Source organism: Streptomyces sp. SDT5-1 (assembly GCF_052245995.1).
Taxonomy (GTDB): domain Bacteria; phylum Actinomycetota; class Actinomycetes; order Streptomycetales; family Streptomycetaceae; genus Streptomyces.
Window position 1 is genome coordinate 7,356,309 of record NZ_CM125963.1, and the last position, 19,930, is coordinate 7,376,238.

16 protein-coding genes are annotated in these 19,930 nt (G+C 71.5%); 10 read left to right on the forward strand and 6 right to left on the reverse strand.

The window, feature by feature from the left end:
* Positions 1–31 precede the first annotated feature (31 nt).
* From ACTWJ8_RS33820 to ACTWJ8_RS33835, 4 genes are all read left to right on the forward strand, one after another.
* Entirely contained in the window at positions 32–718 is a 687-nt protein-coding gene (locus tag ACTWJ8_RS33820) for an IclR family transcriptional regulator (protein ID WP_356373462.1), read from the forward strand.
* A gap of 280 nt (positions 719–998) precedes the next feature.
* Positions 999–2,384, forward strand: coding sequence for an MFS transporter (locus ACTWJ8_RS33825; protein WP_443261351.1), 1,386 nt, complete (start codon positions 999–1,001; stop codon positions 2,382–2,384).
* Positions 2,385–2,558: 174 nt separating this feature from the next.
* A complete protein-coding gene (locus ACTWJ8_RS33830) occupies positions 2,559–3,410 on the forward strand; it encodes a patatin-like phospholipase family protein (RefSeq protein WP_443261352.1) in 852 nt (283 codons plus the stop codon).
* Between the two features lie 203 nt (positions 3,411–3,613).
* Positions 3,614–4,051 carry a hypothetical protein gene (locus ACTWJ8_RS33835; RefSeq protein WP_443261353.1) on the forward strand — a complete coding sequence of 146 codons (438 nt, stop codon included), beginning with the start codon at positions 3,614–3,616 and terminating at the stop codon, positions 4,049–4,051.
* Between the two features lie 20 nt (positions 4,052–4,071).
* Here the strand turns inward: ACTWJ8_RS33835 and ACTWJ8_RS33840 are convergent, their stop codons facing one another.
* Both ACTWJ8_RS33840 and ACTWJ8_RS33845 read right to left on the reverse strand, forming a co-directional pair.
* Entirely contained in the window at positions 4,072–4,206 is a 135-nt protein-coding gene (locus tag ACTWJ8_RS33840; protein WP_443261354.1) for a hypothetical protein, read from the reverse strand.
* A gap of 531 nt (positions 4,207–4,737) precedes the next feature.
* Positions 4,738–5,781: a LacI family DNA-binding transcriptional regulator gene (locus tag ACTWJ8_RS33845; protein WP_443261355.1), complete on the reverse strand. Its 1,044-nt coding sequence runs from the start codon at positions 5,779–5,781 to the stop codon at positions 4,738–4,740.
* Positions 5,782–6,180: 399 nt separating this feature from the next.
* On the opposite strand from ACTWJ8_RS33845, the gene ACTWJ8_RS33850 reads away from it, so the two are divergent.
* The 4 genes from ACTWJ8_RS33850 to ACTWJ8_RS33865 all read left to right on the forward strand — a co-directional run bounded on the left by ACTWJ8_RS33850 (position 6,181) and on the right by ACTWJ8_RS33865 (position 10,964).
* Complete coding sequence (locus ACTWJ8_RS33850) at positions 6,181–7,491, forward strand: extracellular solute-binding protein (RefSeq protein WP_356373458.1); 1,311 nt, start codon at positions 6,181–6,183, stop codon at positions 7,489–7,491.
* Positions 7,492–7,606: 115 nt separating this feature from the next.
* Positions 7,607–8,554: a carbohydrate ABC transporter permease gene (locus ACTWJ8_RS33855; RefSeq protein ID WP_356373457.1), complete on the forward strand. Its 948-nt coding sequence runs from the start codon at positions 7,607–7,609 to the stop codon at positions 8,552–8,554.
* 15 nt (positions 8,555–8,569) lie between these two features.
* Positions 8,570–9,490 (forward strand): carbohydrate ABC transporter permease, encoded by a 921-nt coding sequence (locus tag ACTWJ8_RS33860; protein WP_443261356.1) that lies wholly within the window; start codon positions 8,570–8,572, stop codon positions 9,488–9,490.
* A 76-nt stretch (positions 9,491–9,566) separates the two neighbouring features.
* Positions 9,567–10,964, forward strand: a complete 1,398-nt coding sequence (locus ACTWJ8_RS33865; RefSeq protein ID WP_443261357.1) for a GH1 family beta-glucosidase — start codon at positions 9,567–9,569, stop codon at positions 10,962–10,964.
* 21 nt (positions 10,965–10,985) lie between these two features.
* On the opposite strand, the gene ACTWJ8_RS33870 is transcribed toward ACTWJ8_RS33865, so the two are convergent.
* The gene (locus ACTWJ8_RS33870; RefSeq protein ID WP_443261358.1) at positions 10,986–11,933 is read right to left on the reverse strand and encodes an MBL fold metallo-hydrolase; all 948 of its coding nucleotides are present in this window, start codon (positions 11,931–11,933) and stop codon (positions 10,986–10,988) included.
* Between the two features lie 136 nt (positions 11,934–12,069).
* Here ACTWJ8_RS33870 and ACTWJ8_RS33875 point away from each other — a divergent pair, with 136 nt between their 5' ends.
* A complete protein-coding gene (locus tag ACTWJ8_RS33875) occupies positions 12,070–14,823 on the forward strand; it encodes a helix-turn-helix transcriptional regulator (RefSeq protein ID WP_443261359.1) in 2,754 nt (917 codons plus the stop codon).
* On the opposite strand, the gene ACTWJ8_RS33880 is transcribed toward ACTWJ8_RS33875, so the two are convergent.
* Genes ACTWJ8_RS33880 through ACTWJ8_RS33890 form a run of 3 tightly spaced genes read right to left on the reverse strand, consistent with a single transcriptional unit; the run spans position 14,820 to position 18,018 of the window.
* Complete coding sequence (locus ACTWJ8_RS33880; protein ID WP_443261360.1) at positions 14,820–16,148, reverse strand: amidohydrolase family protein; 1,329 nt, start codon at positions 16,146–16,148, stop codon at positions 14,820–14,822. The two genes, ACTWJ8_RS33875 and ACTWJ8_RS33880, sit on opposite strands and share 4 nt — an antisense overlap.
* Positions 16,145–16,630 (reverse strand): nucleoside deaminase, encoded by a 486-nt coding sequence (locus ACTWJ8_RS33885; protein ID WP_443261361.1) that lies wholly within the window; start codon positions 16,628–16,630, stop codon positions 16,145–16,147. The genes ACTWJ8_RS33880 and ACTWJ8_RS33885 overlap by 4 nt, the downstream gene beginning before the upstream one ends.
* Positions 16,627–18,018: a purine-cytosine permease family protein gene (locus ACTWJ8_RS33890; RefSeq protein ID WP_443261362.1), complete on the reverse strand. Its 1,392-nt coding sequence runs from the start codon at positions 18,016–18,018 to the stop codon at positions 16,627–16,629. Before ACTWJ8_RS33890 ends, ACTWJ8_RS33885 begins: the two co-directional genes overlap by 4 nt.
* 292 nt (positions 18,019–18,310) lie before the next feature.
* On the opposite strand from ACTWJ8_RS33890, the gene ACTWJ8_RS33895 reads away from it, so the two are divergent.
* Entirely contained in the window at positions 18,311–19,834 is a 1,524-nt protein-coding gene (locus tag ACTWJ8_RS33895; RefSeq protein ID WP_443261363.1) for a PucR family transcriptional regulator, read from the forward strand.
* The last annotated feature ends 96 nt before the right edge of the window (positions 19,835–19,930 follow it).

The following is a 19,930-nucleotide window of genomic DNA, read 5'->3' on the forward strand; positions in this document are numbered from 1 at the left end:
TGTGTCACCAGCGCGCACGTAGACTGGGCGGATGAGTGACAAGCAGGTGGGCAAGGCCGTCGGGTCCCAGACCCTCTCCCGTGGACTGCGCGCCCTCGAACTGGTCGCCGCGCAGCCGGGGGGCCTCGCCGTGCAGGACGTGGCGGAACACCTCGGCGTCCACCGCACCATCGCGTACCGCACCCTTGTCACGCTCGCCGAGCACCACCTCGTCGTCCGGGACTCCGACGGCCGCTACCGCGCCGGGTCCGGCACGGTCACGCTCGCCCGCGGCTACGCGTCGGGCGTCCGCGAGGCCGCGCTCCCCGTGCTGCGCCGGGCCGCCGACGAGCTCGGCGCCACGGTCGCCCTGATCGCGACGGAGGGCGAGGAGGCGGTCGCCGTCGCCGTGGTCGAACCGCGGTCCGTGGACTACCACATCGGCTACCGGGTCGGCAGCCGGCACCCCGTCGGGGTCGGCGCCGCGGGCCTCGCACTCGCGACCCTGCGGCTGCCCGCGCCGGGGGAGTCCCCCGAGGTCACGCACGCCCGCGAACAGGGCTACGCCCGCACCTTCGGCCAGATCGAACCCGGCGCGCACGGTGTCGCCGTGCCCCTGCGCATGGCGGACCCGGCGCTGCACATGTGCGTCAACCTGATCACCTCGCGGGAGGACGTGGCGGACGCGTCCGTGGCGGCGATGAAGGCGGTCGCCAAGGAGATCTCGGCACTGGGCTGAGCCCCGCGCACCACACGGAGCAGGCCCTCGCGTCCGACGCGGGGGCCTGCTTCAGGTGCGCGTCGGCGAGCAGGGAAGAGAGCGTCGGCGGCTTTGATCGATCATCCGGGTGCCTCTTGACACTCTCCGGGACCACCCGCATCGTGTTCGCTATCTACAAGCGCTTGTGCGGAGAATGCACACGAGGCGGAACGCATACGAGGCGCGTGGTGGCCGAGGACGACCGGCCGCCCGCCCGGTGCCCAGGACTCCGCAGCGCGCCGAACCCCCGGAGCCGAAGATGCCCCTCAACGACGCCGAGCGTCGCGCCGAGTCACGCCGGATCGCCCTGTCCAGCTTCGTCGGCAGCGCCATCGAGTTCTACGACTTCCTGCTGTACGGCGCCGCCGCCTCCCTCGTCTTCAACGAACTGTTCTTCACCGACCTGAACCCGCTCGCCGGCACCGTCGCCGCCTTCGGCACCCTCGCCGTCGGCTACGTCGCCCGCCCCCTCGGCGGCATCGTCTTCGGCCACTTCGGCGACCGCGTCGGCCGCAAGTCCATGCTCGTCCTCACCATGACGCTGATGGCGCTCGCCAGCTTCGCCATCGGCCTGCTGCCCACGTACGACACCATCGGCATCTGGGCGCCGCTGCTGCTGGTCGCCTGCCGCCTGGTCCAGGGCATCGCGGTCGGCGGCGAATGGGGCGGCGCCGCCCTGATGGCGATGGAGCACGCGAGCACCGAACGCCGGGGCCTGATGGCCTCGTTCGCGAACATGGGCGGACCCGCAGGCGCCGTCCTCGCCACCGCCGTCTTCGCCGCGTTCTCCGCGCTGCCGGAGGACGATTTCCTCGCGTGGGGCTGGCGCGTGCCGTTCCTGCTCAGCCTGCTGCTGATGGCGATCGGCCTGTTCATCCGGATGAAGGTCACCGAGAGCCCGGTGTTCGCGGAGGCGCGGCGCAGGGCGGAACGGCAGGCGACCGAACAGAAGGCGGCCAAGCAGGAGGCACCCCTGCTCACCGTGCTTCGCCGCTACCGCAAGAACATCGTCCTGTCCTGCCTCGGCGGCTGCGCGGCCCTCGTCGTCCAGTCGCTGCTCGCCACCTTCATGCTCACCTACGCGACCGGGGTCGGCTTCGAGCGCTCGACCGTCCTGCTCGCCCAGACCGTCTCGTCCGCGCTGCACATCTTCACCATCCCGGCGTTCGCGATCCTGTCGGACCGGGTGGGCCGCCGCCCCGTCATGATCACCGGCGCGCTGGTCACGGCCGCGGCCGCCTTCCCTCTCTTCGCCCTCGTCAACAGCGGTTCGGTGGCGCTCCTCTTCGCGGCGTACATCATCGGCAACCCGATCCTCCAGGCCTCGATGTACGGGCCGATGGCGGCGTTCGTCAGCGAGATGTTCGGCACCCGCGCCCGCTACACCGGCGCCTCACTCGGCTACCAGCTCGCCTCCACCCTCGGCGCGGGCACGGCTCCGCTGATCGCCGGCAGCCTGCTCGCCGGTGCGGGCGGCGGCACCCACTCCGCCCCGGTCAGCCTCTACGTGATCGCGGTCTGCCTGGTCAGCGCGGCGGCGATCGCCCTGACCCGCGAGTCCCACCGGGCGGACATCACGGAGAACGCGGACGTGGCACCGAACGCACAACTGGGGGCCGGGCGTGCAGGGGTGTCGGCGGGCTGATCCGGAACCCTGCGACCTGGCCGACTACGACCCTGGGCTCGTCCGCCCGGGGTGGTGGGTTCGGTGACGCCACGGTCGCTGGTCTTCACCGTCGGCGCCCTCACCGTGCGATGAACGCGTAGAGAGGGATCATGGGTGGGTTCCGAGTGGTTCTGTCGAGCGAGGAGTCATCCCATGGCACATCCCATCCAGCCCCTCTCGCGCGCTCTCGTCCTCGGCGGCGGCGGTGTCACGGGGATCGCATGGGAAGTCGGCGTCCTGGCAGGGCTCAGCTCCCGGGGGATCGACTGGAGCAAGGCCACCTCAGTGATCGGGACCTCGGCGGGATCGTTCGTCGGAACGGCCGTCGCCAGCGGCTACGACTTGGAGCGGCTCTTTGCCTCCCAACTCGCCCCGGACGAGCACGAGGTGGGGGTCAAGGCGTCCGAGGCCACCATGAACGCCTGGTGGGCGGCCCTCGCCGAGGGCGGCGACGACCCGCGCAAGGTCGGCGCGGCGATGGGGCGCGTCTCCAAAGCAGACCCCGAGCCCGTGCCCTCGGCCACCCGACGGCAAGTCGTCGCCTCACGTCTGGTCACCACCGACTGGCCCGCCAACTTGAAGGTCACCGCGATCGACGCCGACACGGGCGAGCTGCATCTGTTCGACGAGCACGCGGGCGTCTCGCTGACCGACGCTGTCTCCGCCAGTGGTGCGGTCCCCGGCGTCTGGCCTCTCGAACACTTCCTGGGCCGTTCCTGGGTGGACGGCGGCATGGTCTCCACCGCCAACGCACGCCTGGCCGCCGGCCACGACAGGATCGTCATCCTGGCACCGATGCCTGACGGGTACGGACAGATTCCCGGTGCGGCCGCGGATGCCGAAGCCTTGGCCGAGCAGGCCGAGGTTTGTCTCATCGCGCCGGACGAACACAGCGTCGAAGCCATCGGCCCCAACCCCTACGATCCCCAGCGCCGCAAGGCCGCGGCACAAGCCGGCCGAGCCCAGGGCGAGGCCCTGGCCGAAAAGATCGCGCTGCTGTGGTGAGAAGCCGCGCCACCCGCGAAGCGCACCGCGCGTTTGTCGAACCGGGTGACGACCGCTGCTCATCACCCCAAAGCCTCAAAGCCCCAAAGCTCTAAAGCCCTAAAGTCCCAAAGCCTCAAAGAGTACGCTCCAATGAAGTCATTGTGCGCTGTGCGGGGTACGTGGGGCCTTGGGCGGCGCTGTGGGCCGGTGGAGGGACATGGATGTTGAGGATCACCAAGACCATCGCTCTGAATATCGACGGCACGACCTATCGGGGTGACGTCGGCGACGATGCGGACCTGTCCGCCCTGCGGGACGCCGCGGCGGCGTACGAGGAAGCGGCGCGAGTGCTCCGGGAGGCGGCGGAGGCGTTGGGCATCGCTCCACGCTCAGGGCCACCGGTGACCGGGCTGCCTCCTCTCGGTCGGGACACCGGCGCGGCCGGCCGGGCGGCCCACGCCGACAGGCGAGACCGTCTGTGCGCGGAGAAGTACGGCGGAACCTACGACGAGATCAAGGCTTGGGCCCGAGAGCACGGCTATGACATCAGTGGCGCGAAGGCGAACATGCCGAAGCCTCTCGGCAATGCCTTTGCTGAGGCTCACAACTTCGTCGTGCCGGACTCACACAAGGCCACCGCGGCGGAACCGCTCAGGTGACAGCGCGCGAGACGGTTGCGCTACCGGTGCTGCCTCCGCAGCCGATACCAGATGACCGCGGCGACCACGACTCCCAGGCCGAGGTAGAAGCACCGCAGATCTGACGTGCTGCCCAGGGCGTAGTAGTGGGCCATGGGTACGACGGCCACAGCCACCGCACGAGTCCGAGGCGCAGGGCGACGCCGCGACACGCCTTGTCGAGCGCGAGCCCACATGAGCAGGCCCCAGGCGACGAGGACCAGGGCAAGACCTGCGAGAGGCGCCGCCAGCCCCGGCTCGGCACCACGAGGAGACTGCAGCGCCACACCGGCGCCGAACATGACTGCGCACACCGGTGGCACCCACGCGGGCAGGCGCACGCGGGGTGCCTCGGAGCGGTGAAGGTCGGCCTGGGTGAGGTGCTCTTGGTTTGCGGCGTCCACGCCGGCCAGTGTGGCAACGGCATGCGTGCGCCCGCCCTCCGAGCGCCCGGCCCGCGTGCACACCCGTCGCCAACTGGCCCTGTGGGGCTGGACCGGAGACCAGTACGACACCACGGTGATCGCCTCCGAACTCGTCACCAACGCCATCAATCACGGCCTGATCGTCGGCCACCTGCTGGACGTGCAGCCGGCCCTCCTGGGTGAGTTCATGGTCGGCAGACCGCCATGCGGCACTGACAACCAGGGCCCGGCGGGCGGGGCGCGTCACGACGACTCCCGCACCACCAGCTCCGTGTCGAGCACAAGCCGCGTGCGCGGAGCCGACGGGTCGCCGATCTCGCGCAGGAGGGTGCGGGCGATCGTGCGGCCGATCTCTTCCGTGGGCTGGCGGACCGTCGTGAGCGGCGGGTTGGTGTGGCGGGCGAGGTAGGAGTCCTCGAAGCCGACGACCGAGACGTCCTCCGGCACACGGCGTCCCTGGGCGCGCAGCTCCAGGAGGACGCCCGCCGCCATCAGGTCGGACGCGGCGAACACGGCGTCCAGGTCGGGGGCGCGTTCAAGTAGCGAACGCATCGCCGCGCGGGCGCCCTCCTCCGTGAAGTCGCCCGTCGCGACCAGGTGTTCCGCGGCCGGGATGCCTGCCTCGGTGAGCGCCTCCTGGAATCCGTGCAGTCGGCTGCGGCCGACCTCCATGTCCTGGGGGCCCGCCACGGTGGCGATGCGGCGCCGGCCGCGCTCCAGGAGATGCCGCACGGCGGTGGCGGCCCCGCCCCGGTTGTCGGCGCAGACGTAGCTCAGCGGGTCGTCCTCGCGGCGCCGCCCCGCGAGGACCGTCGGAAGGCCCGCCGACTCCAACAGACCCGGCAGCACGTCGTGTTCGTGCACCGAGACGAGCAGCACGCCGTCGACGCGGCGCTCGGCGACGGACCGGGTGAGCTGGTCGCGTTCGCCCTGGTCGCGGACGAGCGTCAGCTGGAGCTGGGTGCGGGTGTCGGCGAGTGCCGCGCTCACGCCGCGGATCACGGCGGAGAAGTACGGCTCGGAGCCAAGGCGGCTCTCGGACTCGGGGATGACCAGGGCGACGGCGTTGGTGCGGCTCGTGACCAGGCCGCGGGCGACCGAGTTCGGGACGTAGCCCAGCTCGGCGATGGCCGCGAGCACGGCCTCGCGCGCCTTCTCGCTGACCAGCTCCGAGCCGTTCACCACGCGGGAGACGGTGGTGCGCCCGACGCCGGCCCGCGCCGCCACCGTCTTGATGGTCGGCCGGGAGGCGGCCGCCCGTCCCTGTACCTGTTCGCCGTTCGTCATCGCTCCCGAACCTCCAATTCGCCACCAGGGCCGCCCCGTTGGATGTGCCACCCGTCCAGGAACCCCACTGGCACCCTCCCGGCCTGCGCATTCTGCCAGTCGCCACCCCGATTCTGCCCGCTTCCCGGCCGCCTTCAGGAAGCGTTCGTCGATAACGAGGTGGAAACGAGCTGGATTCGACTTCTTGACACAGGAGTTGGCGCCCGCCAGTCTTCCAGCAACTCAGTGGGCACGTTCCCACCAACTCTTCAGCAGGTGCGCAGAAGACCGTGAACCTTACGCGGCGGCCTTCGGCGCACCCGCTCTGAGCTGGGAACTTCGTGGTGCCTGCCGCGGGCGGCCGGGCTTGGGGCCGACTCGTGCCACCGGTGCGTCGGCGCCGTCTCAGGGAGGACGTTCATGCTCAAGGTCGAGCGGAAACTGCGTACAAAAGTCACAGCTGTGCTGGCCTGTACGGCGGCGGGCGCCCTGCTCGCCGGGTGCGGCGGCGGGGGCGCGAGCGCCACCGGCGGAGGTGTCGAGGACGGCAAGGTCACCATCACGATGGGCCTGTACGGCGTGATGGGCTTCAAGGAGACGGGCCTGATCGAGAAGTACGAGAAGGAGCACCCGAACGTCACCGTCAAGGTCGAGGCGGCCGGGGACGAGCAGACGTACTACACCGCCCTGCAGACCCATCTGGCCAGCGGCTCCGGGCTCAAGGACGTCCAGGGCATCGAGGTGGCGCGGGCGAAGGAGATCACCGAGACGCAGGCCGACAAGTTCGCCGACTTCGCGGGCACCAAGGGCACCGACCACTTCCAGCCCTGGAAGCAGGCGCAGATCACCACGAAGGACGGCAAGGTCCTGGGCCTCGGCACGGACACGGGGCCGATGGCGGTCTGCTACCGCAAGGACCTGTTCGAGCAGGCCGGGCTGCCCACCGACCGCGAGAAGGTCGGCAAGCTGTGGGAGGGCGACTGGAAGAAGTACGTCGAGACCGGCGAGAAGTTCGCCAAGGGCAACAAGGACAAGAAGGTCTCCTACCTCGACTCGGCGTCCGGCCTGTTCAACGCCATGGTCTACGGCAACTCCGAGCAGTACTACGACAAGTCGGGCCAGTTGATCTACAAGACCAACCCGGCGATCAAGGAAGCCTGGAAGCTGTCGACCGAGGCCGCGCAGAAGGACCTGACGGCCAAGCTGCCGCAGTTCCAGCCCGGTTGGGACCCGGGGCTCGCCAACGGCACCTTCGCCACCACCGTCTGCCCGGCCTGGATGCTCGCCCACATCACCGACAAGGCGGGCAAGGCCAACAAGGGCAAGTGGGACGTCGCCAAGGCCCCCAAGGGCGCCAACTGGGGCGGCTCCTTCCTCGGTGTCACCGAGAAGAGCCCGGTGAAGGACGAGGCCAAGAAGCTCGTGGCATGGCTGACCGCGCCCGAGCAGCAGGCCTACCTCTTCGAGAAGCTCGGCAACTTCCCGTCGTCCAAGACCGCGCTCGACGACCCGAAGGTGAAGGACGCGAAGTCGGAGTACTTCTCCGGCGCCCCGACCGGGCGGATCTTCGGCGCCGCGGCCAACGAGGTGCCGTCGGAGCAGGTGCTCGGACGCAAGGACGGCACCATCAAGGACGTCTTCCAGCAGGGCCTCCAGCTGGTCGAGAACGGCAAGTCGCCTGCCCAGGCGTGGAAGACCACCGACGAACGGGTCAAGAAGGCCGTCGGCTGACGCGTACGGCACCGGGCGGGGGCGGCCGGATCGCCCCCGGCCGTCCCCGCCCCGCCCCCCGACGCCGTATCGCCCGCTCGCCCGCCAGCCCGCCGCCCGACCCGGAAGGACCCCGGTGGCCGCCTCAACTCTCGTTACGGAAAAGGCCCGTTCAAAGGTGCCGCTGCTGCACCGCCTCGACGTGAAGGGCGCCCCGTACGCGTTCGTCGCGCCCTTCTTCATCATCTTCGCGGCCTTCAGCTTCTACCCGCTGATCTACACCGCCTGGATCTCCCTCCACCAGGTCGAGCTGTCCACCTTCGACGTGATGACCTGGCGGGGCCTGGACAACTACACGGCGCTGTTCGCCGACGAGCGGTTCTGGAACGCGCTGCGCAACACCATCACCATCGGTGTGATCTCCACGGTTCCGCAGTTGCTCATGGCCCTCGGCCTGGCCCATCTGCTCAACTACAAGATGCGCGGCTCGACCTTCTTCCGCGTCGCCGCCATCACCCCGTACGCCACCTCGGTCGGCGCCGCCGCGCTCGTGTTCACGATGCTCTTCCAGCGCGACTTCGGGATGATCAACTGGGGTCTCGGCCTCGTGGGCATCGACCCGATCGACTGGGAGAACTCCACGGGCGCCTCCCAGACCGCCATCTCCGCCATCGTCATCTGGCGGTGGACCGGCTACAACGCCCTGCTCTACCTGGCCGCCATGCAGGCGGTGCCGCTGGAGCGCTACGAGGCCGCGGCCATCGACGGCGCCAACCGCTGGCAGCAGTTCCGCACCGTCACCGTCCCCGGCATCAAGGCGACGATCGTCTTCACCATCGTCCTCTCCACGATCGGTGCCACCCAGCTCTTCGGCGAACCACTGATCTTCGGCCAGGGCCCCAACGGAGTCACCGGCGGCACCAACAACCAGTACCAGACGCTCGGCCTGCTGCTCTACGAAGAGGGCTGGAAGAACTACCAGATGGGCCGCGCGGCCACCGTCGCCTGGGCGATGTTCCTGCTGCTCGTCCTCGTCTTCGTCCTGCAGCGCGTCGTCTCGCGCCTGCGCAACCGCACGCACTGACCGGGGAGTCACGCCATGACCACCGACATCGCTCCGGTCCGCACCCGCGCCGGAGGCCGCAGCGCCGCCGAACCCGCCGCGCCCGCACGCCGCAGGCGCCTGAGGCAGGGCGCGGGCAAACAGCACCACGCAGGGCCGCTCGCCTACATCCTGCTCGGCATCACCGCGCTGGTCTCGCTCTTCCCGCTCTACTGGACGCTGGTCGCGGCCTCCACGGACAGCGCCCGGATCTCGCGGACCCCGCCGCCCTTCCTGCCGGGGCCGAACCTCTTCACCAATCTGTCCCGGGCCTGGACCGAGGCCGCCATGGGCAAGGCGATGATCAACTCGCTGATCGTGGCCGGCGCCATCTCGCTGTCCACGGTCCTCTTCGCGACGCTCGCCGGATTCGCCTTCGCCAAGCTCCGCTTCAAGGGCCGCAACGCCCTGCTGATGGTCGTCATCGGAACCATGATGGTGCCGCCCCAACTGGGTGTCGTACCGCTGTTCATGATGATGAGCGACCTCGGCTGGGGGCAGCAGCTGCCGTCTGTCATCTTCCCGACCCTTGTCAGCGCGGTCGGTGTGTTCTTCATGCGGCAGTACTTCGCCGAGGCACTGCCCGACGAACTCGTCGAGGCGGGCCGGGTCGACGGCGCGCACTCGCTGCGCATCTTCTGGTCCATCGTGCTGCCGATCGCCCGCGCACCCATGGCCGTCATCTTCATGATCACGTTCGTGCACGCCTGGAACGACTTCTTCTGGCCGTTCATCGCCCTCGACATGACCAACCCGACGGTGCCCGTGGCCCTCACCCAGCTCAGCGCGGGCTATGTCCGCGACCAGTCCCTGATCATGGCGGGCGCGCTGCTCGGCACGCTGCCGCTGCTCGCGATGTTCATCGTCTTCGGCCGCCAGATCGTCGGCGGCATCATGCAGGGCGCCGTCAAGGGCTGAGCCCACGCGCCCGGATCCCGCCCCCTTGCTTCAACTCCCTTTCCTTTCCCGCCCGTTCTTCTCCGAGGAGCCCTCCATGTCACCCGCGCTCACGTTCCCCGCCGACTTCCTGTGGGGCACGGCGACGGCCTCGTACCAGATCGAGGGCGCCGCCCAGGAGGACGGCCGCACCCCGTCCATCTGGGACACCTACGCGCGCACCCCCGGCAAGGTCCTCAACGGCGACACCGGCGACATCGCCTGCGACCACTACCACCGCTGGTCGGAGGACGTCGACATCATGGCCGACCTGGGCGTGAAGGCGTACCGCTTCTCGCTCGCCTGGCCGCGCATCCAGCCGACCGGCCGCGGCCCCGCCCTCCAGAAGGGCCTCGACTTCTACCGCCGCCTGGCCGACGCGCTGCGCGCCAAGGGCATCAAGCCGGTCGCCACGCTCTACCACTGGGATCTGCCACAGGAGTTGGAGGACCTCGGCGGCTGGCCGGCCCGCGAGACCGCCGAGCGGTTCGCCGAGTACGCGGCCCTTGCCGCCGAGGGCCTGAGCGACCACATCGACACCTGGACCACCCTCAACGAGCCCTGGTGCAGCGCCTTCCTCGGCTACGCGTCCGGTGTGCACGCCCCCGGCCGCACCGAGCCCGTCGCCGCCCTGCGCGCCGCCCACCACCTCAACCTCGGCCACGGCCTTGCCGTGCAGGCGCTGCGCTCCCGCCTGCGCCCCGCCGCCCAGGTCTCGGTGACGCTCAACGTGCACCACGTGCGCCCGCTGACCGACGCGGCCGGGGACGTGGACGCCGCTCGCCGCATCGACGCCCTCGCCAACCGTGTCTTCACCGGGCCGATGCTGCGCGGCGAGTACCCGGAGGACCTGCTGCGGGACACGGCGCCGCTGACCGACTGGTCCTTCGTCGAGGACGACGACCTGAAGCGGATCCACCAGCCGCTGGACTTCCTTGGTGTCAACTACTACTCGCCGACCTTGGTCTCCGAGGGCGACCCGGCCCACGGCAACGACGGCCACGGCGCCAGCGCGTACAGCCCCTGGGTGGGTGCGGACCGCGTCGCCTTCCACTCGACCCCCGGCGACAGGACCGCGATGGGCTGGACGATCGACGCCTCCGGCCTGGAGGAACTCCTCATCCGCCTCGGCGCCGACCACCCCGGCCTGCCCATGGTGATCACCGAGAACGGCGCCGCGTTCCACGACTACGTCGACCCCGAGGGCAACGTCAACGACCCCCAGCGCATCGCCTACGTCCGCGACCACCTGGCCGCCGTGCACCGCGCGATCTCCGCCGGCGCCGACGTCCGCGGCTACTTCCTGTGGTCCCTGCTGGACAACTTCGAGTGGGGCTACGGCTACAGCAAGCGCTTCGGCATGGTCCACGTCGACTACCCGACGGGCAGGCGCACACCCAAGGCGAGCGCGCGGTGGTACGCGCGGGTGGCGGAGACGGGAGTGCTGCCGGGGTGACACGCGGTCCCGGCCGTGCCATCACGTGAGGGAGAACGGAGCCCAGTCGGCGATCCGGAATCCGGAACCCTCACGGCGCAGCTCGAAGGCGCCGTGGCCGGGGAGGTGGGCCGGGAGGACGAGGGCGTTGGTGTCGGCGGCGCGCGCGAACATGCGGGCGCGGCTGGCGCGGGCGCCGTCCTCGTCCTCCTCGAAGCAGCTGTTGATGTGCGGCTCGTGCACCTGGATCGCACCGTGCAGAAGGTCCCCTGCGAAGATCGCGCGGTCACCCGCCGACTCCAGGTGGATGATCGAGGAACCCGGTGTGTGTCCGGGCGCCGACTCCAGGCGGAGATGGGAGTCGATGGTGTACGAGTCGTCCCAGGTCTCCACCAGCCCGGCCGCGACCACCGGCTCGACGCTGTCCTCGTAGACGTTCTGGTTGCCCCGTCCGAACACGGTGTTGTGGAGGTTCTCCGGCTTCCAGTACTCGACGTCGCGGCGCGGCATGAGGTATGTGGCGTTGGGGAACGTCGGCACCCAGTCCCGGCCCACGAGCCGGGTGTTCCAGCCGACGTGGTCGTCGTGCAGATGGGTGTTGACGACGAGGTCCACGTGCTCGGGGCGCACACCGACCGCGGCCAGATTCTCCAGGTAGGACGTGTTCAGGTAGGACCAGATCGGCTGGAGCGGACGGTACTTGCCATTGCCCGCACCCGTGTCGATCAGGATGATCCTGCCCTCGCTGCGCAGCACCCAGGACTGGGTGGCGGCACGGGTGAGATCGCTTTGCGGATCCCAGTGGTCGGGTGCGAGAAGCTCGGTGTGACGCCGCCACTCCTCGGGCGTGCTGTTGGGGAAGAACACGTCGGTCGTCATCGGGGTGGTGTCGGAGAACTCCATGACGCGGTGGACCTGGACGTCACCCAGTTCGAGCGTGGTGACCGCCGGGGCCTCGGCGCCGGTCGTGGGGGAGCTGTGGGGAGACATGGCACTCCTCGGGGGGCTTGTCGGCCGTGGTGGCTTCGGTCGTTCTCCACCCTGCGGGCGACGGGTGCCTCGGCGGTATCGGTCACCTGACTGCACCTGCGCGTACGCCGTGCCCGCCTTCGTACGATGTACGGGGGTGAGGAGACCTGTGGACGACGTGGTCAGGGACGCGGAGCTGCGCACGCTGCTCGCGGCGGTGCGGTCCCCGCGCGCCGGAGGGCTGCTGCTGACCGTGGTGGGAGAGCGGGGGTCGGGCAGAACCACCTTGCTGGAAGCGGTCGCCGACCGGTTCGTCGCGGACGGCGGACGCGTGCTGCGGGCTCACGGCAGCCCGTCCGAGCGCGACCTGGCGTACTCCGGTCTGCATCAGCTGCTGCGTCCCGTCCGCAAGGACACGGAGGGACTGCCCGCACGGCAGCGTGAAGCCCTGAGTGCCGCCTTCGGCCTGGCGGAGCCGAGCCGGACACCGGACCCCATGCTCGTAGGGGGCGCCGTGCTGAGCCTGCTGACAGAACTGGCGGTGGAGCGACCGCTGTTGGTGGTCGTCGACGACGCCGAGTGGGTCGATCGAGCCTCGCTGGACGTGCTCTCGTTCGCCGCTCGACGGCTGTCAGCCGAAGAGCGGGTGACCCTCCTGGTCGCCTCGCGGGACGATGCGCCTCAAGGCATCGAGGCACGGGAGCCGACCCTCGACCTGGCGCCGCTCGACCGGGACGCGGCGGCCCGACTGCTTGACCTCCAGCCCAAGGTGCCGACCGGGCTCCTCCGCACGCGCGTCCTCGTCGAGGCCGAGGGCAACCCCCTCGCGTTGGTGGAGCTGGCCCGCGCCGCCACTGCTCCCGGTGTCGATGCCCTGCATGCCTCCGACGGCCCGCTGCCCGTGCCCGGCCATGTGGAGCGGCTGTACGTGGGCCGCCTGGCGGCCCTCCCCGAGGCGACCCGCCGTGCCGTCGTACGCCTGGCCGTCGCGGACGCCGAGGACTCCGCGCAGGCGGTGCGGTCCTGGCTGCCCGACATCTCCGACCCGGTGTGGACGCCCGCCGAGGAGGCCGGGCTCGTCCGGCGCGACGCGGGACGGCTGCGCTTCGCCCACCCGCTGTCCCGGCCGGCGATCCACCAGGCGGCCCCCGCGCGGGAACGGCTGGCGGCGCACCTCGAACTCGTCGAGCTCTTCCGTGCGCAGGACCCCGACCGGCACGCCCGGCACCTCGCGGCGTCGACCTCCCGGCCGAGCGCGCGCGTGGCGGCGCCCCTGGAGCGCGGGGCCGAGCGGGCACGGCGGCGCAGCGGGCACGCGGCCGCCGCGCACCTGCTGGAGCGGGCCGCGGACCTGCACCCCGACCGCGGCGAGAGCACCCGACTGCTCGCCGCCGCGACGAGGGCGGCCGTCCTCACCGGTCACCTCGATGCCGTCGAGAGACTCGCCGCCCGCGTCCGCTCCTCCACCGACGATCCGAGGACCGTGGCCCTGACGGCTCTCCAGGTCGGCCGGCTCATGGCACTCACCGCCTCGCACAGTGCCGCCTTCGGACAGCTGACGCGCCCCGCGGCCGTGCTCGCGGAACTCGACGAGCCCGGCGCGGCCCTGGAGGCCGTCGCCGCCGCGGCGGTGGTCCGCTTCTACTCAGGCGACACGGGCCAACTGGACGAGATCGACGGCCTGTTGACGCGCGTCCGGGAGCGGTCCTCTGCTGCGTACGGCGAGCGGGAGAGGTTCCTCGCGGCGTGGGCCGGGACCGTCGCGCACCCCGAGGCGGCCGGGCGGTGGCTCCCCGAGGCGCGCGACGAGCCGGAGGCGCTGACCATGCTCGCCGTGGCAGCGTGGTTGCGGGACGAGACCGACTCGGCCGCCCGGATCTTCGACGATGCCTTCGCCTCGTGGCGGGCGCAGGGGCCGCTGCCGGACGGCCTCGCCGGGGTCGCCGCCCTCGCCTACCTGGACCAGGGCCGGTGGGCCCGCGCCCGGAGCGCCTGCGCCGACCTGGAGGCCGTCGCGTCGGACGCGGGCCTCGACCACGCGGTGGCCTGCGCCGCGTCGACCGACGCGCTGCTGCGCGCCCTGCGCGGTGACACGGCCGGAGCCCGCACCCGAGCCCGCCACGCCCTCTCCCTGGTCGACCCCGACGAGAGCCGCTCCGTCCTCGTCCTCGCCCACCGCGCGCTGGGCACGGCCGCCACCGTCGAGGGCGACCACGAGACCGCGTACGAGCACTACCGGACGCTCTTCGACGGCCGCGGCAATCCGATTCACTACCACCTCTCCCACCCGGCGCTGCCCGAGCTCGCGACCGCCGCGGCCAGGACACACCATCAGGAGGAGGCCACCCGGATCGTCGACGGAGTCGAGCGGTCCCTCGCGGATGCCGGTGTCCTCGCCCCACGCAGGCGTGCATTGGTCGAGCTGAGCCGGGCGGTCCTTTCCGCTGTCGACGCGGCGGAACCGCACTTCACCGCGGCGCTGGGCCATCCGGCGCTCGGCCGTCGGCCCTTCGAGCTCGCCCGCGCGCGCCTCGCACACGGCGAGTGGCTGCGCCGCCGGCGGCGGATCGCGGACGCCCGGCAGCCGCTCGTCGAGGCCGAGGCCGTCTTCCGCCGGCTCGGCGCCCGTCCGTGGACGGAGCGGGCCCAGGCCGAACTGAGGGCGGCCGGAGCCCGCGGCGGCCCTGGGGAGCCGGATGCCTTCGCGCTGCTCACCGCCCAGCAGCAGGAGATCGTACGGCTCGCCGCGCTCGGCCTGACGAACCGCGAGGTGGCTCAGAAGCTCCACCTGTCCCCGCGCACCGTCGGCTCCCACCTCTACCGGGCCTTCCCCAAGCTCGGCATCACGGCCCGCGCCCAACTCAGGGACCTGGTCGAGACGGTGACCCCGCCCCGGGACCGGGACACCTAGAGCGCCGCCCGGCGCCGGAACAGTTCCTCCGCCGCGCCCTGGGCCCGTCGCCGCACCTCCTCCGTGTCCACGCTCAGTACCTTCCCGCCCGACACCCGCAGCTCGCCGTCGACCCACACATGGTCGACGTCGGAGGCGGACGCCGAGAACACCAGGTGGGGGACGGCGTTGAAGTCGTCGCCGTGGAGGAGGGGAGTGGTGTGCAGGGCACGCAGGTCGACCGTGACGACGTCCGCGCGTCTGCCCGGAACCAGGGAACCGGTGATGTGGTCGAGGCCGAGGGCGCGGGCGCCGTCGCGAGTGGCCATGTCGAGGATGTCCCACGGGTCGCCGGTCGTCGGGTCGAGGGAGGTCACCTTCTGGAGCAGGGAGGCGAACTTCATCTCCTCCAGCAGGTCGAGGTTGTTGTTCTCCTTCTCGCCGTCGCTGCCGATACCGACGGCGATGCCCCGGCGGCGCATGTCGGCGACCCGGGCGGGCCCCGACGACAGCTTCATGTTGGAGCAGGGGCAGTGCGCGACGCTCGTGCCGGTCTCGGCGAGCAGGTCGAGTTCGCGGTCGTCGAGCCACACGCAGTGGGCGATCACGGTGCGCGGCCCGAGGATTCCGCGGTGGTGGAACTCCTCGACGGGCCGCCGTCCGAACCGCCGCAGCGACTCCTCGACCTCCCATGTCGTCTCGGACGAGTGGGTGTGCAGGCCGGTGTCGAACTCGTCGGCGAGCGCCGCCGCCGCCCGGAACGCCTCCTCGGAGCAGTAGAAGAGGTGCTCGAGGCCCACCCACGAGCGCACCCGGCCGTGGGCGTGCGTGCGGTACTCCTTCAGGAGGCGGCGGTTGGTCTCCAGCGTCTCGAAGTAGTCGTAGCCGGGGAGATCGGCGACGTACGGGACGAGGGTGGCGCGGATGCCGACCTGTTCGGCGGCGTGTGCCGAGCCCTCCATGTGGCGCCACATGTCCATCACCGACGTGGTGCCCGCGCGCAGCGACTCCGTGTAGCAGAGCAGCGACGCGGCCTCAGCGATCTCCGGTGTGAGCGCCTTGTGGGCCGGGTCGACGTAGTCGCGCAGCCAGTCCCACAGCGACTTGGACTCGGCGGTGCCGCGCAACAGGCCCGAGTGCAGGTGGGTGTTGTGCAGGCCGGGGATGACAGCACGCCCGGTGGCGTCCACGATCCGCGCGTCCGTGGTGGCGAAGGCCTCCGGGCGGTCGACGGCGAGGATGCGGTCGCCCTCCAGGAGCACGGACCCGGGGTCGAGGACCGTCCTCGTGCCGTCGCAGGGGATGACGATGCCGTTGTGGATCAGGGTGCGGTGGGTGCGCGTCATGCCCAGAACCCCTCGTGGACCGCGGCCGCTTCCGTGTGCAGGCACGGGCCGACGACGGCCACCTCCCGCTGTCCGGCGGCCAGCACCTCGCGGCACGGCAGCGCCATCGTCGGGTTCTCCGGGTTCGCGCCGGTCAGGGCGAGGAGTTCGTCCTCACCGAGGGCGTACACGATCCGGCCGATGCCGCTCCAGTAGACGGCTCCGGTGCACATCGCGCACGGTTCGGTGGAGGTGTAGAGGGTGGCGCGGGCGAGTGTGTCGCGGTCGTGGGCTCGGGTCGCCAGGCGTACCAGATTGGTCTCGGCGTGGCCGGTGGCGTCGCGCTCCGTCACGACGGTGTTGCCGGCCTCCAGGACCTGCTCGCCGTCGAGGACGAGCAGCGCGCCGAAGGGATGGTTGCCGTCGGCGCGGGACTTCGCCGCCGCGGCGATGGCGGCCCGCAGGAAGGCCTCGTCCTGCGCGGTGGTCGTGGTGGTGGTCATGCCTGGCTCCTCAACTTCTCGTACGAGGTGGTGGGTCGGGGTCGGTCGTCGGACGGGCGGGGGCGCGGACACACCACGGTGTACGCGGCCCCCGCCACCGCGAACCCGACGAACAGGCCGAACGAGCCGAGCATCGGATGTGCCTCGGCGAGCGGCCCCGTGTACAGGGACTGGTTCATGAACGGCAGCTCCGCGGCGACGGCGAGCAGCACGCACGGCAGGCCCCGGCCGAAGCGGTGCCCCGGGTCGTACGGATCGGCGAGCGCGCGCCGCCCGCGCCCCCAGTAGGCGACGATCATCACCGCGCCCCACGGCGCCAGCCAGTACCCCGTCATCAGCAGGAAGTCGTTGAGCTGCGATGCGAAGTCGCCGTGACCCGCGTACCAGGCGAGCGCCGTGCCGAGGCCGCCGACGACGAGCACCGACACCCAGCGCGGAATGCTGAACCCCGCGACGAGCGCGGCCATCGCACCGGAGTACAGGTCGATGACCGTGGAGGCCAGCGTCGACAGCAGCAGGCACACCAGCACGACGGCCCCGACGGCGTGCGGCAGCAGGCCGCTGACCATGGCACTCGGATCGTCGAGGGCGCCCACTGTGCCGAGCGCCGCCCCGAGCGAGCCGATCCACACCCCGGCGAGCGCACCGCCGCCGCCCGCCGCCAGGAACACCCGGCGCGGCGGGCTCTGCGCCGGCAGATAGCGGCTGTAGTCGGACGCGTACGCGGACCAGCCGAGCACGCGGGCCGACGTGACGGCGACGACCAGGAGGAAGGCCGACACCGGGCCGCCGCTCGGAGCCACGGGCGCGGACGCGTGTGCCGCACCGAAGCCGTACACCGACATCACGGCGAACACCACGACCAGCACCACCGCCAGCACCCGCTCCACGGTGTGGATCAGCCGGTACCCGACGATCGCGATGCCGAGCTGTGCCGCCGCCATCAGGGCGAGCGCCGGCCCGAAGCCCATGCCCGTCAGATCGCGCAGGATGAAGACACCGAGCAGCGAGTCGACGACACACCAACCGACGCCGTTGACCACCGTGAACGCCGCCGACGGCAGATTCCCGAGCCGGCCGAAGGGTCCACGCGACTGGATGAGTTGCAGCACCCCGGTCAGCGGCCCGCGCGTCGAGAACAGGCCGACCAGCGCCGAGCTGAGCAGCGTGCCCGTGACGATCGCGAGGACGGCGGGCAGCAGGTCGAGGCCGAAAACGGACGTCGCGAGGGCGCCCACGCTGAGCGTCGCGAACTGCACGTTCGCACCGAACCACAGCGTGAACAGCGACCAGGGGCGGCCGTGCCGCTGAGTGAGCGGCACGGGCTCGGCCCCGAGGCGTTCGACGGTCGGGCGTAGCTCGGGGGCGGGTCGGTCTTGGGCGCGCATGGTGGGCTCCTCACCAGGACAGGTCGGGAGTACGGAGCGGGGTGGTGCGGGACATGCGGCTCGTTGCGTGACGCAGTTCGTCACGTGAATCAGTGCGTCACGTGAATCAGTGCGTTGCGTGACTCAGTGAACCGGGAGCGTGGCGCTCGCGGGATTGCAGATCTCTCCAGACGAGCGGCCGTTTTCACGCGGCGGGCCCGTACTATGCTCCAAACCCCTTGCACGCCGGTGTGCATGCCTGTAACACGAGTCGCTCCGCCCCTTCCTCGGGCGGTGCCGAGGAGGCCGACCGGTGGAGCTCGCCGAACTGCTCGCGATGCCACGACTCGGGCTGCGGTCCGTCGTGACGTCCCCCGCCGACGCCCCGCGCATCCGGGGCGTCTACACCACGGACCTGCCCGACCCCGGGCGCTACCTCGACGGCGGGGAACTCGTCCTGACCAGCACCACCTGGTACCACGAGCCGCGCGACGCGGACGTGTTCGTCGCCGCGCTGTCCGGGGCGGGCGTCGCCGCGCTCGTCGCCGGGACCGCGGACGTGGGCGTGGTGCCGGGGCCGCTCGCAGAGGCCTGCGCCCGGCACGGTCTGACGCTGCTGACCATCGACGACGAGGTGTCGTTCGCCGCGCTGACCGAGACCGTGCTCGCCGCGCTCGGGGGCGGCCACCGCCGCGCGCCGTCGGTGAATCTGCACCGCGGCCTCGTCGCCAGCATGGCCGCGGGGGAGGGCGCCGAGGGGCTCATCGACGTGTTCGCGCGGGCGACGGGAGTGTGGTGCGCCGTGCTCTCCGCGACGGGCGCGCCGCGCGCCGGCGGGGTCCCGATGGTGACCGAGCGGCAGCTCGCCCGCGCCCACCACGACGCCCTCGGCGCGGGCGGCTTCCCCGCCGTGCGCACGGTGCCGGGCTGCGGCGAACTCACCCTGTTCCCCGTCGCGTCGCCCGCCGCGCACCGACCGCCCTCCGCGTACCTCGCCTCCTCCGGCGACTACCGGGACTGGGCGCCGGGCGTGGCCGACGCCGCGTGGGAGGTGTGCGCGCTGCTCGCGCTCGACGGGGCAGCGGCCCAGGAACGCCGCCGCGTCGAGGCCCGCTTCCTACGGGAGGCGGTCGACCTGCTCACCGCCGGACGCGAAGAGGCAGCCGCCGACCGCCTCACCAGCCTCGGCCTCGCCCTCGACGTGCCGCTGCGGGCGGTGTACGTGCGCACCACCGGCAGCCCGTACGGGGCCGAACTCGCCGCCACCGTCCTGGAGGACGTCGCCGAACGACTGCCCGGCTGCTCGGTGCCGATCCTCGCCGAGGACGGGGCGTACCTGATGCTCGTACCCGAAGGCGATCACGACGCCACCGGCGCCGCCGAACGCCTCGCGCCCCTCCTCGCCGACGGGCACGCCGCCATCGGCACCGGGGAGCCCGCCACGGGCCCGGCCGCCCTGCGCCGCTCCCTGGAGGAGGCCCGCAACGCCCTGCGCGTGGCAACCCTCTCCACCGGCACGATCCGCACCGCCTCGACCGACTCCCTCTCCTCCTACCAACTCCTCCTCTCCGCCGTCCCCGACGATGTCCGCCGCTTCTACCGCGACCGCCTGATCGGTGTCATCGAGCGCTACGACGCCGCCCACGGCAGCGACCTCCTCGCCACGCTCAGCGCCTTCCTCGACGCCTCCGGCTCCTGGCAGCGCTGCGCGGAGCAACTCCACATCCACGTCAACACGTTGCGCTACCGCCTCCAACGCGTGGAACAACTGACCGGCCACAGCCTCACGACCCTCCACGACCGCATCGACTTCTGCCTGGCGCTGAGCATCACCTGAGCGTCTTTCACCCATGTCGCGGTAACCCCACCCCTCCCCACAGGCGCCCGCCGCCCCGCGGAGCGAGACTGCACAGGAGAAGCAGGCGGACCGAGC

What these genes read in the sequence shown, in the direction of transcription:
- ACTWJ8_RS33880 (WP_443261360.1), bottom strand. Translation starts at nt 16,148, where the DNA reads ATGACGCGCACCCACCGCACCCTGATCCACAACGGCATCGTCATCCCC.
- ACTWJ8_RS33885 (WP_443261361.1), bottom strand. Translation starts at nt 16,630, where the DNA reads ATGACCACCACCACGACCACCGCGCAGGACGAGGCCTTCCTGCGGGCC.
- ACTWJ8_RS33835 (WP_443261353.1), top strand. Translation starts at nt 3,614, where the DNA reads ATGTTGAGGATCACCAAGACCATCGCTCTGAATATCGACGGCACGACC.
- ACTWJ8_RS33830 (WP_443261352.1), top strand. Translation starts at nt 2,559, where the DNA reads ATGGCACATCCCATCCAGCCCCTCTCGCGCGCTCTCGTCCTCGGCGGC.
- ACTWJ8_RS33850 (WP_356373458.1), top strand. Translation starts at nt 6,181, where the DNA reads ATGCTCAAGGTCGAGCGGAAACTGCGTACAAAAGTCACAGCTGTGCTG.
- ACTWJ8_RS33870 (WP_443261358.1), bottom strand. Translation starts at nt 11,933, where the DNA reads ATGTCTCCCCACAGCTCCCCCACGACCGGCGCCGAGGCCCCGGCGGTC.
- ACTWJ8_RS33820 (WP_356373462.1), top strand. Translation starts at nt 32, where the DNA reads ATGAGTGACAAGCAGGTGGGCAAGGCCGTCGGGTCCCAGACCCTCTCC.
- ACTWJ8_RS33865 (WP_443261357.1), top strand. Translation starts at nt 9,567, where the DNA reads ATGTCACCCGCGCTCACGTTCCCCGCCGACTTCCTGTGGGGCACGGCG.
- ACTWJ8_RS33860 (WP_443261356.1), top strand. Translation starts at nt 8,570, where the DNA reads ATGACCACCGACATCGCTCCGGTCCGCACCCGCGCCGGAGGCCGCAGC.
- ACTWJ8_RS33890 (WP_443261362.1), bottom strand. Translation starts at nt 18,018, where the DNA reads ATGCGCGCCCAAGACCGACCCGCCCCCGAGCTACGCCCGACCGTCGAA.
- ACTWJ8_RS33825 (WP_443261351.1), top strand. Translation starts at nt 999, where the DNA reads ATGCCCCTCAACGACGCCGAGCGTCGCGCCGAGTCACGCCGGATCGCC.
- ACTWJ8_RS33845 (WP_443261355.1), bottom strand. Translation starts at nt 5,781, where the DNA reads ATGACGAACGGCGAACAGGTACAGGGACGGGCGGCCGCCTCCCGGCCG.